This window comes from Archangium sp. (assembly GCF_057119385.1).
Map to the genome: position 1 here is coordinate 108,185 of NZ_DBNGVP010000154.1, position 19,325 is coordinate 127,509.

Consider the following 19,325-nt stretch of genomic DNA (forward strand, 5'->3'; position numbering starts at 1 on the left):
TACCTACCATCGTACCTGGCATTCGCTGCCGTGCTCATCCGAGCGTGGGCTCGCTCCCCGGGTTGAACCCATGCGCCCCGGTGCCACCTTTCCGACAGGAGAGGTGCATGGGCTGGGGAGAGGTCCCGCCCGCGCACCGCTTCAGCGGCCAGGAGGACGGGCGCCCGGCGCTCTCCTCCGGCTGACGCTCCCGGCGGAGTGACCACCCTCCGGGAAGGGAGGCCCGCCTTGCGGCGCGCGCGCATTCACGACTACGCCATCATCGGGGACGGTCATGGCGCCGCGCTCGTCTCGCGCGCGGGCGCCATCGACTGGCTGTGCTGGCCACGCTTCGACAGCGCCTCATTGTTCGCGGCGCTGCTGGATCCGGAGGCGGGCGGCACCTGGCGCCTGCACCCGGTGGGGCCCTCGCGAGCGACGCGGCGCTACCTGCCGGACACCAACGTGCTCGAGACGCGCTTCGAGACGGACACGGGCGTGCTGGTGGTGACGGACCTGATGCCCATCCACGAGGAGCGCCCGCCCTGGCCTCGTCCCGAGCGCGAGTTGGTGCGTTGCGTGTCCTGCGAGCGGGGAGAGGTGACGCTGGAGGTCCTCTATGATCCGAGGCCGGACTACGGGAGGGCGAAGGCCCGGGTGAAGGATGGGGGGAAGCTGGGCTGGAGGCTGGAGCAGGGCGGGTGGCTGTACACGCTGCGCACGGACGTGCCGCTGCGGCCGGGACCGGAGGGAGGGCTGTCCGGGCGGCTGCCGCTCCGGGCGGGGCAGCGGGTGCACTTCTCGCTCACGGCGACGGACGATGGGCCGGCGGTGCTGCCGCCGGTGGGGCGCTTCACCTGGGAGCACGTGACACGTACGGTGAAGGCGTGGCGCCACTGGGCGGCGAAGTGCACGTACACGGGGCCGTACCGGGAGGCGGTGGTGCGCAGCGCGCTGGCGTTGAAGCTGCTGACGTTCGGGCCCTCGGGAGGCGTGGTGGCGGCGCCCACCACGTCCCTGCCGGAGGTGCCGGGCGGGAAGGACAACTGGGACTACCGCTTCTGCTGGGTGCGGGACGCGGCCTTCACCGCGCGGGCCTTCTACGGGCTCGGCTACGAGGAGGAGGCGGAGGCCTTCGTGTCCTGGTTGCTGCGCGCCACGTGGCTGACGCAGCCGCGGATGCACGTCTTCTACGACGTCTACGGACGGGTGCGCGCGGGCGAGCGCGAGCTGCCACACCTGCGTGGCTACGAGGGCTCCCGTCCGGTGCGGGTGGGCAACGCGGCGGCCACGCAGCTCCAACTGGACGCCTATGGAGAGGCCATCGACGCGGTGGCGCAGCTGGCGCGTCGCGGCGGGCACCTGGATCGGGACGCGCTGAAGATGCTCCGGCGCTTCGGCGAATACGTGACGAAGGTCTGGGAGCGGCCGGACGAGGGCATCTGGGAGCCGCGCTCGGGCCGCGGCGAGCACACCTTCTCCAAGGTGTCGTGCTGGATGGCGCTGGAGCGGCTGCTGGAGCTGCACGGGCGCGGGGTATTCCGGGGCGTGCGGGTGCCGGTGGAGCGCTTCCGGGAGGCGCGCGAGCAGCTGCGCGAGGAGATCCGGACGCGGGGATGGAACCAGCGGCTGCACAGCTATGTGCGCAAGCTGGACGGCGACGAGGTGGACGCGGACCTGCTGCTGCTGTCCTGGTACGGCTTCGAGGACGCGCGCTCGGAGCGGATGCGGAGCACGTACCGGTGCATCCAGGAGCGGCTCGGGGTGGGGGACGGGCTGCTGTTCCGCAATGAGGACGACATCCACGAGGGCGAGGGCGCGTTCGGCATCTGCGCCTTCTGGCGGGTGGGTTTCCTGGCGAAGGGGGGAGGGGACTTCGCGGAGGCGGAGGAGTCCTTCGCGCGGCTGCTGCACCACGCCAACGACGTGGGGCTGTACGCGGAGGAGCTGGACCCGGAGACGGGGGAGGCCCGGGGCAACTTCCCCCAGGCCTTCACGCACGTGGGCCTCATCTCGGCGGCGCTGGAGCTGGAGGAGGCGAGGCCCTGGCGCGAGCCGGTGTGGCGCCCGGGGCGGGAGGAAACCGGCGAGGAGGCGCGGGCATGAGCTGGCTGTTGCGCTGGGGGGTGTGGGGCTTCGTGAGCACCCTGGTGCTGACGGGGCTGCTGGCGGGGAGCCAGCAACTGAGGCTGACGCGGATGAACCTGCCCTACCTGCTGGGCTCGATGGTGACGGCGGACCGGGACAGGGCGAAGGTGTATGGGCTGGGGCTGCACCTGTTGCTCGGACTGTTGTTCTCCGGGGTGTACGTGGTGGCCTTCGCCGCCTGGGGGCGGGCGAGCTGGTGGCTGGGGGGGCTGATGGGGGTGCTGCACGCGGGCTTCGTGCTGCTGGTGGTGCTGCCGGCCATGCCCGCCGTACACCCGAGGATGGCGAGCGAGTCCCAGGGCCCCACGGAAGTGAAGCAATTGGAGCCGCCAGGCTTCCTGGGGTTGCACTACGGGACGCGGACACCCTTGATGGCGCTGGTGTCGCACGCGGCCTTTGGCGTGATGCTCGGCGGCCTCTTGCGGATGTGAGGGACAAGGTGCGCCGTCCTGCCCGGGTGGGGGATTGCACCCTGGGCCAGGGGATGGAGCTGTGTCGGGCCGCGGACTCGTTCCCCCGGGGGCGCGTCTACCTGTCAACCCGTGGCTCGTGCGCGATCAGCCTCCGGGCTCGGGCATCTCCATGAGCCCCTGACTTCTCGTGGTTGAGTAGTCAACCCGTCCATCGCGCCGGGAGAGGCTCGGCTCCCTCACTCCTTCCAGAGCATCTTCCACGGGTGCTTGCGCAGGTCCGACAGCAGGGTCTTCAGGTCGTCGTACACCTGCTTGTCCTTCTGCAACGCACCTACCGTGCCTTCGCCGGCCTCGATGCGCGCGAGCAGCCGGTCCGCCTTCGCGGCCATCTGATCGAGCTTCTCGCCCGCGGCCGTGTAGCGCTCCAGCGCCAGCTTCAGCCGCTCGCCATCCTTCGCGTCGAGCCCGCCCGTCACCATCGACAGCCCGTTGAGCGTCTTCGCCGCCGAGCCGGAGAGGCCGGGCAGCTCGCGCTTCATCAGCGCCGCCGTCTCCGCCGCGTCGCCCAGCAGCCGGGCCCCGGTGCCTCCGGGCTGCATGGCCTCCCGAGTCACCTTGGCCAGCATCCGCAGGTCCTTCGCCGCCGCGGTCAGATCGCCCGTCAGGCTCTTCAGGTCGCCCCGGTTGTCGCTCAGCACGCCGGCCAACGTGCCCGTCAGCCGGGACAGGTTGGTGGCCAGGTTGCGCATGCCCTCCGGATCCTCCGCGAGCGCGCCGCTCGCCACATCCAGGAAGGCCGAGAGCTGCTGGGCCACCAGATCCAACCGCGGCGCGTCCGTGCCCCGCAGCGAGCCTCCAGAGGCGGGCAGGGGAGGGGAGGACGCGGAGCCCGGGTTGAGCTCCAGGTACGGCTCGCCCAGCGGCCCCACCGTGGCCACCGTCACCCGCGTGTCCTCCCGCAGGGCCACCATGGCCTCGGGCTTCACCGAGAGCCCCATCCGCACGGGCAGCGGCCGGCCCTGCGCGTCCCTCCGGTCCGGCTCCAGGTGGATCTCCTCCACCCGGCCCACCACCACGCCGCCCAGCTTCACCGGCGCGCCCTTCACCACGTTGCCCGTGTGGCTGAAGTCCACCGAGAGCACCGTGTCGCGGCCCAGCGTCAGCTCGCCCATCAACCACAGCAGCCCGAGCACGCCCACCAGCGCCGCCAGCACCAGCGCGCCCACCTTCATCTCCAAGCGACGCTCATCCATCCGATGCGCTCTCCAGGAAGGGCGCCGTCAGGGCCCGTAGCTCCGGTTCCGAGGATGCCAGGAATGCCTCCGGTGTGCCCAGGAAGGCGCATCGCCCCCCACCCACCACCAGCACCCGGTCCGCCAACGTCCGCAGCAGCCGGTAGTCATGGGACACCACCAACGCGCCCAGCCCCCGGGCCTTCACCGAGGCGAGCACCTCCTCCACTTGCGCCGCCGCCCTCCGGTCCAGCCCGGTGGTGGGCTCGTCCAGCAGCAGGTACTCCGGCCGCAGCGCCAGCGCCCGGGCGATGGCCGCCCGCTTCTTCGCCCCGGGCCCCAGCTCGGTGGGCAGCCGATCCGCCGCCGCTTCCAGCCCCACCTGGGCCAGGGCCTCGTGCACCGCCTCCGGTGACAGGCCCGGAGCCGCCAGGGCCACGTTCTCCCGCAGCGTCCGCCAGTCCAACAGTGCCGGGCCCTGCACCAGGTACGGCGCCCGCTGGCGCAGGGCCCGCAGGGCGCGCTCGGGCATCGTGTCCACCCGCTCGCCGAGCAGCTCCACCCGGCCCGACTCTGGCTTCAGCAGCCCCACCGCCAGCCGGCACAGTACGCTCTTGCCCGCGCCGCTCGCGCCGGCCACGAAGGTCAGCTCCCGCGTGGACAGCTCCGCGCTCAGCCCCGTCAGCACCCGCCGGCCGGACTCGAACGTCACCTCCACGTCGGAGAAGCGCAGCATTCCCGCTCACACTCCCAGCGCCTGGAAGCCGAGCGCCACCACGAAGGCGATCAGCAGGCAGCCGAAGCACGCCGCCACCACCCCGCGCGTGGTGGCCTCGCCCACCGCCTCGGCGCCTCCGCGCGCGGACAGGCCCGCCACCGCCGCCGCCAGCGGAATGTAGAGGCCGCAGCCCGCTCCCTTCGTCAGCCCCGCAAGCACGTCCCACCCATCCACGAACCGCGCGTCCATGAAGGCCGTCCCGTCCACCCCGAAGGCCCAGCTCGCCGTGGCCACCGCCGACAGCGTCGCCGCCATCGTCCCCACGATGCACAGCAGCGGCACCCCCACCAGCCCCGCCACCACCCTCGGCGCCACCAGGTCCGCGTACGGGTCTCCCGCCGACATCTCCAGCGCCTCCACCTGCTCGTTGACGCTCATGGTGGACAGCTCCGCGCTGTGGCTCGCCCCGCCGCGCGCCGCCGCCAGCAGCGCCGACACCACCGGGCCGAACTCCCGCACCAGCAGTTCGAAGTAGGGCGGACCCACCACCGGCAGGTTCCCCGTCACCTTGCGCGCCTGGCTGTCCGCGAACGTCACCAGCACCGCCCCGAAGAAGGCCATCCCCGACATCACCAGCCACGCGCTGCGCGAGCCCGTCTCGTGCAACTGGTGCAGGCACTCGCGCCAGGACAGGCCATGGCGCACGCTCGCCCGCACCGTGCGCGCGAGCATCAAGGCCGGGGCTCCGATGAAGGCCAGGGGGTTCATGACGGCCCCGATGCTACCAGTCAGGCACAAACCCTGGAATGAATAGGGCGGAGTGGCTGCTGAAGTGAAAAGTGCCCAAGCGCGGAGCCGCATTATACGGCTTTTCGGCGAGCTTGGGCTGTTTTCAATCAGGTAATTTAATAATGGAGCTTCCCGCTACCGGAAGCATCACCACTCCTTTTGACTGGAGTGCTCTGGCTCCTTCGGAGTAGCGATGCGCCTTGAGTTTCGATGTGGCTCCGGTTCTGGGGTCGATTGCAATAGCGCCTGCCTTTGTTGCGCTTCGGAACTTCTGCGCTACCCGTTTCCATATTTCGAGCGCCACCGTGTTGGACGTGCGTGCCGTCAGCCATGATTCCCCGAGACCGTTTTCCTTGAGACGGCCCAGATCCAACAACAAGGCATCGGGGTTCCGATCGAGAAACCCATTGAGAGTTTCCGCCGGAAGGGATGGTTTCGTAATCGTGAATGCGATTCGTCGCACACCTCCATCAAGCATGGGCTCATGAAGAACGTCTGCATCGATCGCGGTGGCCGTGAATGGCTTGAATCTCAATGCCGTGACATGCAGGCTGAAATCTCGTGCGCATTCACTCATGATGGGCAGGAGTTCTTCCGGTAGCGCATGGAGCTGAATAGAAATATCAGTCATTTGTTACCTATCGTAAGGAACGAAGTCGGTTGGAACCCCACCGGGGCCATTAAGGTCGTTGAGGGCATCCACTTCTCGCGGTACAGGCGATCCGTCCGCCTTGGTTTTCCCGATATTTCTACCTTGGATCTTTCCATCCGGGGTCTCATACAAAATATCCGGCCGCCGGCCGCTCTTGGAGCCTCCCGGCGTTGGAATGAGTCGCTCCTTTGCTCTGCCCCCCCCGGCAATGATGGTATTTCCTTCCGTTTCAAGCCGGTCGGCCTCTTCTCGTATCTTGGCGTTGTGAGGAGCATTGGGGTCCGTTTTCGGCCCCCGGCGATTTCCAGCCTTCTTTGCGGCATCGTCGATGAACTGGCTGGTTTCGCTTGCAACCTTCTCGGCGACCTCGCGGCTGCCTTGCTTGAATCCTTGCTCGAAGGTCTCCTCAACAACCTCTTTTCCCAGTTTGCCAATTGCACCGTAACCGCCGCCTGGAAGCGGGGCCGAGAGCAGGACGCCGCCGACGGCAATTCCCTTGTCGAACGTGGTGGCGTTCGGGTCATTGATTGTTTGATATGCATTGTAGGCATCGTAAGCGGCCAGTCCCACTTCCGTAATCGCCCAGGCTGCTGCGAGTACGGGCAGCCAGACGATTCGGCCGTCCGGATCGATGTAGGTCTGTGGGTTGTGACCAGCGTATGCGTACGTTGACAGATTGACTGGTTGGTACACGCCGCCAAAACCGGCTTGTCCATCAAGGTAATCGGAGGATGCCGGATCCGTGCTCGTCCACAACCCCACTCGTGGATCGTAATACCGCGCCCCGAAGTAATGAAGCCCGGTCTCCTGATCCAGTTCCTTGCTGGTGAACAAGTGAGGCAATCGCTCGGTATTGGACCGCTGGTCCACCCAGGGCTCGCCAGACGGAAAGTACTGCATGTGCTCATACAGTTCCCCGTCCACATCCGTCACGTAACTCGTACTGCCGATGTAATCCGAATGATAGAAGTACAGGAAGTTCGTATCCGGCATTCCATCATCTGGCATCTCGCTGGGCACTTCGTAATGCGGATTCTTCTCCACATTGCGGCCACTCTGATGGCCGTTCACCGAGCGATGCTCCCACCACTTGCCGAGCATCATGGAGACCAGGTCATGGTCATCCGGTCGCACGTGTGCATCGCCTGGAGACAGTTTGGACGCAATGCGCATCGTGCCGACATGGACGTGCTTGGTTCCCACAGACCGGTTCCGCACGGTCCATTTGTCATTCACATAGACGGTTTCGCCTTGTGCGCCCGTCTTGATGATCCGGTCCCCTCCATCATCATACACGAAGCGCGTGGTCCGCCCATTGTCGGAGATCGAGTGGACGCGGTTCTCCTCGTCCCACACGATCGTCCGGCGTTGACCATTGCGGTCATCGTCCCACCCCGTCTGGTTGCCGTTGTCATCGTAGAAGAACGTCCGGTCTCCAATGTGTGTCGCCGCGTGCGGCTTGGCGGAGCCGTAATCGTAATTCCATGCGTAGGTGGTCTTGTGCTGCGGAATGGGCTTGCTGTCACTGCGATTGCGGATCCAATGCTGCTGGTTCTTTAGCTTGATTTTGTGGATTTCGTCGTACTGCAGCACGTACGAGTATTCGTTGCTCTTGCCCGGTGGTTGGAACCACGTACCGGTCGCACTGGTCAGCCGGTACAGGTCATCGTAGGAGAAGATTTGCTCGACCCGCCCGCCGTACTCGTTTGGTCGCGCATGCGGCACGTCGTTAACCAGGTTGGTGACGTTGCCAACTTTATCAAACTTATACGTAAATCGTTGGAACTCCCCGGCTGCGAGGGTGGCGAGCCGTCGGCTGCGCGCATCATGGCCATAGTGCGTGCGGATGCCGTTACCTGTCTGCAGGAACTCACGCTGATCGAACCGGTCGTACTCCAACCGAGTCACATAGGGGAACCGGACTCCCAGCTTCACGCCTTCGACCGCGCGAACCTGCCCGCCTGAGTCGTATGAGTACGTGAGCACCTCGGTATCCGGGTAGACCATCTGCTGCAGCCGTCCCCAGGTATCGTAGATGTACCGCGTCACGTAGATCTCTGGGCTGTTGGAACTGTTGCCCATGGTGCGGCTGTCAATGCTGCGCCGCTCGTAGACAGTCTCGCCAAGCGCGCCGTAGCGCCGCTCCTCGAATCCGCTGTTGTCGTCCACGCGCACGATACGGCCCACACGATTGCCACCCTGATCCCGAAGTGAGGCTCCGCCCCAGGCATAGGTCACGTCGTTGTCGTGGTAGCGCGGGTATCGGATCTCGGTCAGGTGCGTGAAGTCGTACCGGTATTCGATTGCCCCGCCTTCACGGCGCAGGTTGGCTGTGATTCGCCGGATGATGTTGCCCGCTTCGTCATAGGCCATCTCGGTGTGGCCGCTGTCGGGATGGACTACGTCGGTTCTCCGGCCGGCCAGGTCGTAATCCGACCGCGTGAGATTGCCAGCCGCGTCGAGCACGCGCCGGATTTGCTTGAGCGGATCGTACTCGTAGCGCGTGGTGATCCCCCGTCCGTCCAGGTACTCGACCACTGCGCGGATGTTGTCGCGCGCGTCACGCCAGGCATCGCGGCGGTTGTTCTCGGCATCGATCGTGGTGGTCAATGCCCACAGGCCGCCACCCGAGAGCGCCGACCCCAGCGAATAAGTCCTCTGCGTCCGTGCGTCATCGGGCATCACGACCAGGAGTTCGCGGTCGAGCAGGTCATGGGTGATGCGCGTAGGCGGTGCGCTGGTATCCACCGGCCGGGTGAATGACAGATTTCGCGCCGTGCTCTTGGGCTCCTCGGTGGGATACCACCGCGCGATGACCCGGCCCCAGGGATCGAGGTGCGTGCGGCCCGACACGATCATGGCATCCTGCGCAGCGGCATCGACCCCGCGGTGCAGAGTGCCATCCTTCTTCGTCTGGATGGCCCGGCCGAGGCCATCCACGAAGGTCACCGTCTCGATCGGATCGGTCACATTGCGGAACACATCCATGTTCGCGCTGGTGGCATAGGGCACCACGGCATCGGGCCGGTACGCGAAACGGATGGTGTAATCGAGCCCTCGCTCTATCTCATAAGGCCCACGAACACGCGAGATGCGCCCGAAGTCGTCATACTCGGTGAGCACCGGATTGCCATTGATGTCGATCTCGCTCGTGGGCGCACCGAAGCGCAGGTCATACCCGGCCGTGGAGTAGTAGCCAAAGCTGTCGTCGATGCGAACCACGTGGGTCCGCACCTCATCATCATGGGTATAGCGGAGCTGATAGCGCTGGCCGTTGTGGTTGGGCGGTGAGGTGACGCTCTTCAGGTTGCCATCGGTGTCGTAGCTGAGATCCGTGTGGGCGGCCGTGTCACTGTCGAGGGACACGCGAATCTGTCTCACGTTGCCCGTGCCACTGGCACAGTCGACATCGGCTTCCCGCTTGCGCAGGAGCGTACCAGCCGCATCTCGCACGATGATGCTATCGGCCACTCCCACGATGTGGTGCGCACGGCAGGTGGACAGCCGGCCCGTGTATTTGATCTCCGCCCGATAGTCGTCACTCGTTCCAGGCCCTCCCGCGTCATGGAGCGAGATGACGTTGCCGTAGCTGTCGTAGTCCTGGGTGGTGAAGGTGTGGATGAACGCCTTGGCATCGCCCTCGTGCTGGTAGTGGTGCTCCTCCACCTGCGCCGGGAACACCGCCTCGGTGCGCGCCGCCTGCTCGGCTGTCAGCACGAGACCGTTCTCGATGTCGCGGAGCTCGTACTGGTAGGTGGCGCGTTCGAAGACGGAGCCGTCGCCGCCCAGGAGTTGCGACGCGGCCATGAGACCGCGCTCGTGATAGCCGTTGTTGCGGAACTCGAGCTTCTGGCGGCGGTAGACCGGCAGCGTGCTCGAATCCGAGACACCATTCCACCCGCGGGTATCCAGCGTGTCGACCTCGACCCGGGCGAAGCCGTAGAACTCGCGCTCGTAACGGTCGTAGCGGCCTCCTTCGTAGCGCATACGCTGAAGCGAGTAGTCCGTGACCTTGCCAAGCTCGGCGGAGTCGGCCTGGCCGTCGTAGACCTTGACCTCGCTCAAGGCCCAGCGGCTCTGTGGCATGTCCTGCGTGTTGCCGGTGCGCACGTAGTCGAGCCAGAACTCCGCGCCCAGCGGACGCTTCACGTGGCGCAGGAGGTCGGTGCGGCCCGTGCGATTGCGAGCCACCTTGATCTCATGCGGGTTGCTCGAGACGAGATGATCAGGATGCCCGTCGCCGTTGATGTCCTGGATGGAGACCGTGGGCCGACCGACCGATTCGCCGAAGTCCGCGCCCGGGTTGATGATGAGGCTGATTCCAACGAAGACAGGGATGCTGATGGTGAAGTACGCGCCACCTCCAAGGGTGGTCGACTGGTTCTCGGAGATCTCCTTGCTGCCGGTACCTCCGCTCCAAATCACCGGGTTCGCGGCGATTCGATGGCCCTGGTTGAACCACACCCGCAGCCCAGCGGCATCCTGCGTGGCGTAATCGAGCAGACCGTCGCCGTTGACATCGAGCAGGGAGCCACCGCCTGGTTTGACTCCGGATTGGCTGTTGCTTCCGTTGATGCCTCCGCCGAACCCGTAGACGCCATCGTTGAAGCCCAGGGAGGCGCCCGCGTTCTTTTCCTCGGTGACGCCCTCGTGGATGACGGCCTGCCCCCAGGGCTCGCGAGCCGCGAACCGGTAGCCCAGGTTCAGCGACACATCCAGCGTCCCCGCGCCCTTCCAAACCCGGTCAGGCAGCCCGTCACCGTTGACGTCCATGAGGTCTGCCTCGGACGTGGCGTCTCCCTTACTGGCGCCCAGGCTCAGCGAGAATCCAACCGGCTGCATCTGCTGGGTGCTGGCGGAACCACCTCCGGTCTTCTCGGCACCGCCACCGATCAGACCGCGCGCGGTGGCGATCGCACTGGAGATGTTGCCGCCAATGCCAAAGGTCGAGCTTTCGGAGCTGTTGATTCGCAGCTCGCGGCTCGGCACCTCACGCAGCTCCGCGAGGACTCCCAGGGGCGACGTGTACTGGACGCGCTCCGGCGACACCACGTCGGGGAAGCCGTCACCGTTCATGTCGAGGTAATCGAGCAGGCCTCGCGACTTCCCGTCGGACATGGAGAAGGAGGCAGGACCGGCGCCGCCACCCACGGCCGTGTTGCGCGAGCGGGAGATGCGGGGCACTGCCGGAGTTCCGGCGAGCTGGGCTGGCTTCGGGAGCCGCGGCAGGGGACCCCCGAGCCGCGTGGTCGACATCTCGGTCGCGGTCACATAGATGAGCTCATGAGGCCCCTGCCAGTGGCCGCCTCGCACCGGGCTGCACTCGAAGGGATCCTCCTCGGTGTAGCGGCAGGGCAATGTGTCGGCCATGGGCAGCAACGAGAACGCTCGCATGCCCTCCTCGGAGAACCGGCGGGCCATGTCGGCGGCCGTGTCCTCATTGATGGTCTCGGTGCCGTCGAAGGGCGGCGGCTTGTCAAGCTCGGTTGGCGGAATGGGCTTTTCGCCCCGCGCCTCACCGCCGTTGTAGCCACCGTAGGCCCAGCCACGATAGCCATGAGAGAGTCGGCCCGGCCGCTCCACGCCGTAGCGGATGGACGGGAGCGGGATGATTCCCTTCGAGACCGTGGTACGGACGGCGTCGAACAGTTCCGGGGTGCTCACGGAGAAGGAGAAGAAGACCGGCTCGTTGGCGGTCACCTGCACATCCAGGTTCATCGTATGGATGCCGCCCTTGTCGATGGTGACCTGCCTCTTTCCAAGCAGGCGCCCCTGGCTCTTCGCCGTGAACGTCACCGTGCCCGTGTGAAGCGTGCTGCCCGCGTCGACTGTCGCCACGAGGGGGAAGTTTCCGCTGACCGTTGGCACGAAGGCGGGAGCCGGGCTCACCGGTGTGCGCAGCGAATACGTGGTCATGTCGTAGACCAGCGGGATGTCGAAGATGGGCTTCCCTTGGTGATCCACGACGGGCACGGCCCGGCCATCCTCGTTCCGTGCGCTCGTGTAGCGGATCCACGGGCCGTGTCTGGGCTTACCGTCCGTGCCGCTGATGGGCTCGAAGGCGAGTGCGGTCAGATCGACAGGCGAGTCCGAGTGGATGCGCAGCGAGACGAAGTTCCGGGCGTTGACCGAGATCGCCTGATCAAGATTGACGGTACTCCGGGACGAGTGGGGGAGTACCTGGGCGAACGCCGGTTTGCCGTCGACCATGAGCATGACGGTGATGTCATCGGACGTCTCGCGCAGCTTGGTGAGCCGGCCCGAGACCCGCATGGTGCCGGAATAGGGGACGTTCATGCCGGTGTTGGCGCGTCCAGCGAGCGCGAACTCGGCTGTGGCGTCGAAGCGATGGACGTCGAGGCGGTTCTCGTCCTTGTCCGGAGCGAGCCCCATGTATTCGACCACCGGGCTCCAGTTCACCCGGTCATCCCACTCGTTCTCCAGCGCGTGGACCCGGAACAGGATGCGCTCGCCAGCGGCGACATCGACCTCCACGCTGGGATTCTGTGGCCGGGTCTCAGCGGGGCCGAAGACGTGCGCCCAGAGCTGGTTGCCTTCAGGTTCGATGGCATGCTCGATGGTGGCTCTGAAACCATCTCCGCCGGAGCGCTGGGCCCGGCTCAACCTCACCTCTCCCGAGATGCGTACACGCCCCGGGTAGGGGGCTTGCCAACTCCGGACGACATCCACGGGCGGGGCATGGCGGTCGAGCTCGGCTTCGAACTCGGGGTCCTCGAGCGATGCGGGCAGCGCACCAGGGGCCACTGCACTCGCGCCGATGTGCACCGGAGTGCCACTGCTGTCTCCGGGAACGAATCGGGGCAGGCCGTCCGCGCGCCGCCAGTTGAAGTAGACGGCGGAGCCTTGCACCAGGTCCACCAGTCCGTCCGCATTGACGTCGGACAGATAGGTGTCCTGCTCCGAGGACGAGAAGGCCAGGTTCGCGTGGAACTGTCCTGGGGTGAAGTACGCCTCGGGGCCGACGGACAAGCTCATGAGCGAGCGCTCATGCGACAGCGCCGGAAGACCCTCGACAGGGACGGCCGAGGTCGCGAAGCTGGCGCTGCCCGCGGGGCCGGATTGGTTGCGGTTGAAGAAATAACCACCGCCCGCGCCACGGAACACGCGGTCGGCCAGTCCGTCACCGTTGATGTCCGCGAGCACGACCCGGCCCTTGGTATCGTCCGACCGCCGGCCGACCTTGGCTCCCACCGAGAGCCCCTTGGTCATGCCGAAGCCGACGCCGACGTACAGGTGGCCTCCGAACGACCGCGTCCGCGACCCACCCAGGGCGCTGGCATCGGCCTCTCCGATGGCATCGTAGAATCCGTCCGGCAGAGCGAGTCCCGTATCGGGCTTCTCCGGTCCCGCGTTCCAGGCCTGCTCCGGCGCGAAGCCGTCATAGACGGTGCTCGTCCTGGTCACCTCGTCGAAGTACTCGAAGGTGTGGACGTTGCCCAGGAAGGGCCGGTTGTTCACGCCGAACTGGGTGAGCTTCTTCAGCCGGCTCTTGCCGAAAGGCCCCTGGTCGTAGTCGAGATCCCAGGCGCGCACGAGTGTCTGGCGGTAGTGGACCTCGACGCGGCTCAGGCGCTCACTGGTGACCTGCTTGAAACCACCGCGGCCGCTCACGATGAGGTCCCGGCGGCAGCCCGTCTGGCGTTCTGGCGTGCAGGCGGGCTCGCGCAGGAAGACCACGCGATAGGGCGCCGTGGTCTCTCCCACGCGCAGGGTGTAGTGAGCCGAAGACAGGTACAGGTCACGGCCAGGGACCTGTTCCGGTGCGCTCCAGGTGACCGTGTCGTAGTCGAAGCGCACGCGGTTCCCGTGGGTGTCGCGAATCTCACGCAGGGCCCAGCGGAAGACGTTGCCCTCATCGTCCGTCAGACATGCCGAGGAGACTCTGCCTGTCTCGGGCGTACCGCCGTAGAAGTAGCGCGTGCCCTTGCGGTCGGTGACCTCCCACCAGTACCGGCTGGGGCCCGTGCCATGGCGCACGATGCGCTGGAACGAGCCCTCGATGCGGGGGTGGAACACCTTGTCGCCCGTGGAGCGCGGGCTCGGCAGGCTTCGGTGCGCGGTGGGGGAGAGTTGGGCCCCATCGAAGAGGTAGGTCTCGGTCTCCAGGGACGCGTCGTAGCGGGGAACACCCCAGCGGGTCTCGGCCTCGATGGCGGAGAGGCCGATGTCCCAGCCAAGCCCCATCCAGCCGTTGCCGCGCGCGGAGCTATAACCCAGCGCGAACGAGGGCTGTACGCCGAGCCGGCCCGGGGGAAGCTCCAGGGGGTAGTTCAGCGCCGCATCGCCATTGGAGCTCACCTGCGGTGGCTGGATGAGCTGGATGCCCGCCGAGGGCGTGGCCGCCTTGATTCCCTTGAGGCGATTGGGATCGAACGAGGCGATCTGCGGATGCTCGGGTGCCACCACGATGGCGTTGATCATGGTGGTGAAATGATCGGTGAGGCTCTCGACGACTTCCCGGTCGCGCGCGACCCCGGCGCGGGCGAGCGGCTCCCAGCGCTTCAGGGTTTCGTCATAGTAGAAGGTCTGGATGTCCTCGGGCACATAGCCCGGCGGCACCAGCGAGGGCTGGTAGGGCAACGAAACCTTCAGGGCATCGTCGAAGGTCTCGCCGTGCGGCTGGAACTCGTAAGCGCGCCGGAAGGGGGCGGTGACATTGACGAGACCTGGATCCAGCGGAGGAAGCTGGGAGGCATCGAGCTGCTTGAGCGAGACACGCTTGCGGCCCTTCATGGCGGTGGCCGGGACGTCGACCGACACACGGGTGCCGAGCTCGATGCGCTTCGCCTGACCAGGCGCGACCTCGGCCTCGGCCAGTTGCCCCACGTCGCCATAGCGGGCGCGGCGCTCCTCCTGGGTGAGGCCGTCATTGAGCACGGGGTCTCGGGTTGCGGCCCCAGGCATGAGGCCCGCGTCGCGGTCGAGCACGAACTGACGCGTGAAGGTGCTTCCATCGGCGAAGCGGGCGGTGACGGTCACCGGCCAGGCCTCATCGGGCTTCGTGGTCCGCCGAAGCATGGAGGCGAACACTCCCGCGGTGCCATCGGTCTCCCGGCTGTCGATGCTCACGCGCACGCCGCCACTCACATGACTGGGTGCACGTGCCCAACCCTCCACCCACGCCTCATGCCCGAAGTGCTCGCGGGCCGACGCGAGGACGATGCGTGGAAAGTCGATGCGGCGAGCAGCGCCCGAGCCAAACACGCGCAGGCGCGTGACCGAGACATCCGCGGAAGGGCGCAGGCGGAGGCCAGCGCAGCGCACGCTCCCCGCATCGCCAATGGCATACTCCGTCATGCCCGGGGTGACTTCGAGGCGAGAGGCTGGCAGGTCATGCGCCACCGCGTCGGCATCCACGCAGCGCAGGGACCAGGTTACCTCCGACCCAGCGGCGATGCGCACCACGTCCGGAGAGATCCACCGCTCGAAGGCGACGACCAGCTCCTGGCCCGCCGCGACCGTGACTGCCTCACCCCCCTCGCGGAGCAGGGCCATCGCACCTTGCGTGGGAATGGCATCGAACGGTGCGATGGAGGCGGATTCGATGGCATTGCTGCCATGATCCAGCTCGGCCATGAGCTTGACCGCGCCGAGCTTGATGGTGCCGCGGGCTTCGCTGGGCAGGCAGAACTCGACCTCGTTGTGCCCGAAGCGCAGCTGCTCGGTGTCAATGGGATGAACGAATGTCCTTGCCTCCTCACCGGAGGCCTCGGCGGTGGGCGGCACCCAGAATCCGAGCATCCGCGGTCCGCCGTTGATGCCGCGCGTCAAGACCAGTGGCCGGAACACGCCCTCGGCGTGATAGCTCAGCCAGGCGCGCCGGTATGTGCCGGGGTGGCGTGCGAGCTGGAACGAGAGCGTGGTGCAGCCAGAGAGACCGCTGGTGGGCTCTCGGCTGAGGCTCTCGCTCTCCGGGGTGACGGGGAGCACGTCGGCGAGCGCAGCGGGGGGTACTTCGCCAGAGGTAGTGGATGGCTCCCAGGCGAGCGGCAGGGCCTCCGAGGTGCCCCAGAGCTCCACTTCGGGGACCACCGCTTCGTTCTCGTGCGAAGGCTCGAACCTCAGGATGAGGCGCGCCATTCGCTGTGGCGCCTGCAGGGGGAGCACCGACCAGCCGTGTGGCAGGGCCGTCAGGTCATGAGGGCCCGAGATGCGCTGGCCCAGGGCGTCGAGCAACGAGAGACGGTACGGGCTCGGGCCGAACACCTTGAGCGCGGCCACTTCCGCGCGTGCGTCCAGCTGGGCCGTGACATCCGTATGACCCCTGTTGGCGGAGGGTCTCCATCCAATGGCGGTGTCGCGATCGAAGAGCGCCCAGGCGCCAGGGTCCGTGCTGGCCTCCAGCGCGCGTGGCGTGAGCCGCTGCGCGGCGATTTCACCTGTCTCGCCCGTGGGGGACTCCTCCGTGCCCTGGCAGGACAGGGAGGTCACCAGGAACATCACCGCAGCCGCGGAAATTTTGAGCGGGGTGAAAAATCCACCTCGGTGAGTAGGCATCACGGCTCTCCAGCAGGGGTGACAATGTGAAGAGCTTTGATTTCAAATATGTATCGATACTGTCAATGGAGGAAATCATGCGCCTGGGTCCTACCGTGTCGTCCATCTTCATTCTCGGGGTCTTGCTGAGCGGCGGTCTGCTGGCGGGCTGCTCGAGCGAAACCTCGTTTCAACGCGGTACGGCAGGCGAGAGCTGCCGGGCTCGCAACGACTGTAAGCTCGGTCTCGCCTGCATCAACGAGACATGTGTTCCCGATCGCCCCTACCTGAGCGTGACAGGCAAGGGGTGTTACCGGGTCGAGTGTGAGAATGATGCCGGATGTTGTGCCGATTTCGTTCCCGCTTCGGGCTGCGACATCTACGAAGCGGCGTGCAAAGCCGACCCGAATGATTGTGATGCCTATCGCAGGCTCTGCCAGTGCAATCGCGCATGCGTGAGTGAGCTCTGCGTGGACAAGGAACCGGCCTGCGCCAGGGACTCGGAATGTCCGTCAACGTCTTCGCCGTATTGTGTGGCGAGCCAGTGCGTGGAGTGCCGGGACCAGGGGGACTGTCTCGGCGAGGGAGAGCGCTGTGTCGCGGGAGCTTGCAAGACTTTGTGCAAGACCAATGAGAACTGTCCGCGACTCCATGCTTGTGAAGCGGGAGCCTGCGTGCCTTCTGGTTGTACTTCGGATCGTGAGTGCAGCTTCGTGCTCGGTGATCCACGCGGCCGTTGTGAGAATGGCGCGTGCTTCGTGGGCTGCACGAAGGACAACGAGTGCAACGCTACAGCCTTCGAGGTGTGCCACGCGGGACGATGCACCTTTTCCGGGTGTGAGAACGACGCGGAGTGCCGGGCCTATCTGGACCTTTCCAGCACCCCGGATGGCGTTCGTGCGGTGTGCCGGTGAGCTGAGTCTCTCCAGCTATCAATCCAAGACACATATTCTTGTCATTTGAGACGCGCTGTTGCTCCCGAGGCAACGTGTTGCTTCGGGGGCTGCGTTGCCTCCGAGGCAACAAAACAGGGATTGTCTGTGAGGCTTGAAATCCAAAGTCAATCATGAGACACGGCTTTCCACCCGCCGGACGCAGTTGCTTTCGCTCCCAACTCCCAGGAGCGGCCCCGGGTTTCCTGTCTCGTTTCAAGGATGGATGCCATGACTCACTCCTACCGTGTCACCACGGCCGCGCGCCGTGGATGGAAGTCCCTTGCCTGGTGCCTGGCCGCGGGCCTGTCGCTGCTGACGGGGGCCGAGGCGCTCGCGCAGGAGCAGGAAGATCCCGGTGAGGATCCGAAGATCTACTCGGAGACGGTGCTCGAGGAGGGCGAGGGCTATCAGCTCAAGCTCATCTCCGGCATCCCCGTGGACGACGAGAAGGCCGAGCCCTACTCGCGCGAGTTCTACACCCTGACGTCCCTCGCGGCCTTCGAGAAGCTGAAGCTGCCCATCGCGATCCAGGAGGATGTGAGGATCGCGTTCGAAGAGGCCAAGACGGAAGAGGACAAGGTGTTCTCGATCGACAAGCGCATCGTCGACGAGCTCCTCATCGCCGAGGAGAAGGGGGAGTTGACCCCGTACCTCAAGGAGATCGCCGAGCCCGTCGACGAGGGCCAGGTCCAGGGCATGGGGCCCTTCGGCTCGTGCTCGGACAAGGTCCACAGCCGCAGCAAGAGCTTCAGCATCAACACCCCCATCAACACCTCGGCGAACTTCGGGGGCGGCTTCTCCGGCTCGTTCTACACCACGGGCAACATGTCGGGCAGCGCCACGGGCGAGGTGGTCATCAAGATCAAGCGCAGCAAGGTCTTCTGGGTCTGCGTCCCCTACGCGGTCCGGTTCGGCCATGCGCGCGCCTGGGGCAATGCCTCGGTGAGCAACGACTCGTCCATCAACGGCTCGCTCAGCTATGCCTTCAACTGGCAGCGGCAGATCACCAAGCCGCACCTGGGCTCGCTCAACTTCATGATTGGCCCCCTGCCGGTGCACATCGGCTTCAACCTGCCCATCGAGCTGGGCGTGAGCATCAACGCGACCGTCACGGGCACCCTCGCCTACAACGGCCAGCAGACGGCCACGGGCAGCTTCGACTACACCTGCAACACCGGCGGCTGCAGCGGCTACGCCAACTACAACCTGGGCAGCGCGCCCACGCCCCAACCCGTGACGGCCAGCGTGTCCGGCCGCATCTACCCCACGCTGTGGGCCCAGGTCGCCGTGCGCGCCTACCTCTACAGCGAGCGCATCGCCTATGCGCAGGTGGGTCTGCGCCCCTACCTGTACGGCGACCTCTGGGGCTACTACGGCAATACCTGCGGTGACGCCGACGGCGACTTCATCAACGAGACCGTCAGCGCGCTCACCTTCGATCTGGATTGGCAGCTGTACATCACCGCCCGTGCCTCGGCCTTTGGTTCCTCGAACAACTGGAACCTGTGGAACACCTCGCGCCGCCACATCAAGTTCTGGGATCTGATCAGCGGCGGCTCCACCGCCCTCCGGCCCACGCTGCTCGGCCCCGCCAGCACCCCGGTCAACACCTTCACGAACTACAGCTCGCGCATGCGTCCCTGCTGGCCGTACGGCGACACCGTCTCCTCCCGGTTCAGCTGGGGTGACGGCACCACCACCTCCTACAGCGCCGCGCCCAGCACCACCACGACGCGCGCCAAGGCCTGGACGACGACGGGCACCCTGGGCGTCCAGTCCACGGCCCTGAGCGACTCCCACGGCCGCAGCCTCAACGCCTCCACCCTCCGCAAGGTGCAGGTCTACTGAGCGTCCCTGTCCCAGCGTTGTGACTTCGCGTTCTTCACCGCCCCCTCCGGTTCTCAGGCAGGGGGCGGTGTCGCGCAAACTGTCCGCCCCGGCCTGTATCGGGAGTGATCGGGC

At 66.3% G+C, this 19,325-nt stretch carries 8 protein-coding genes; 3 read left to right on the forward strand and 5 right to left on the reverse strand.

All coding sequences use genetic code 11. The annotated features are described in order from the left end of the window. Window positions 1-228 precede the first annotated feature (228 nt). Together AC16DP_RS36740 and AC16DP_RS36745 are read left to right on the forward strand one after the other, a co-directional pair. Window positions 229-2,085, forward strand: a complete 1,857-nt coding sequence (locus AC16DP_RS36740) for a glycoside hydrolase family 15 protein (protein ID WP_329726199.1) — start codon at window positions 229-231, stop codon at window positions 2,083-2,085. Next, entirely contained in the window at window positions 2,082-2,558 is a 477-nt protein-coding gene (locus AC16DP_RS36745) for a hypothetical protein (RefSeq protein ID WP_329726198.1), read from the forward strand. Before AC16DP_RS36740 ends, AC16DP_RS36745 begins: the two co-directional genes overlap by 4 nt. A 218-nt stretch (window positions 2,559-2,776) precedes the next feature. Here AC16DP_RS36745 and AC16DP_RS36750 read toward each other — a convergent pair whose 3' ends face one another. The 5 genes from AC16DP_RS36750 to AC16DP_RS36770 form a co-directional block, all read right to left on the reverse strand. Further along, a complete protein-coding gene (locus tag AC16DP_RS36750; protein ID WP_329726197.1) occupies window positions 2,777-3,793 on the reverse strand; it encodes an MlaD family protein in 1,017 nt (338 codons plus the stop codon). Then, entirely contained in the window at window positions 3,786-4,508 is a 723-nt protein-coding gene (locus AC16DP_RS36755; protein WP_329726196.1) for an ATP-binding cassette domain-containing protein, read from the reverse strand. Before AC16DP_RS36755 ends, AC16DP_RS36750 begins: the two co-directional genes overlap by 8 nt. A gap of 6 nt (window positions 4,509-4,514) precedes the next feature. After that, the gene (locus AC16DP_RS36760) at window positions 4,515-5,258 is read right to left on the reverse strand and encodes an MlaE family ABC transporter permease (protein WP_329726195.1); all 744 of its coding nucleotides are present in this window, start codon (window positions 5,256-5,258) and stop codon (window positions 4,515-4,517) included. A gap of 124 nt (window positions 5,259-5,382) precedes the next feature. Next, window positions 5,383-5,910 (reverse strand): hypothetical protein, encoded by a 528-nt coding sequence (locus tag AC16DP_RS36765; RefSeq protein ID WP_329726194.1) that lies wholly within the window; start codon window positions 5,908-5,910, stop codon window positions 5,383-5,385. A 3-nt stretch (window positions 5,911-5,913) separates the two neighbouring features. Then, window positions 5,914-16,449, reverse strand: coding sequence for a SpvB/TcaC N-terminal domain-containing protein (locus tag AC16DP_RS36770; RefSeq protein WP_329726193.1), 10,536 nt, complete (start codon window positions 16,447-16,449; stop codon window positions 5,914-5,916). Window positions 16,450-17,591: 1,142 nt separating this feature from the next. Between AC16DP_RS36770 and AC16DP_RS36775 the strand changes: the two genes are divergently transcribed. Continuing rightward, complete coding sequence (locus AC16DP_RS36775; protein WP_329726192.1) at window positions 17,592-19,211, forward strand: hypothetical protein; 1,620 nt, start codon at window positions 17,592-17,594, stop codon at window positions 19,209-19,211. Window positions 19,212-19,325 lie beyond the last annotated feature (114 nt).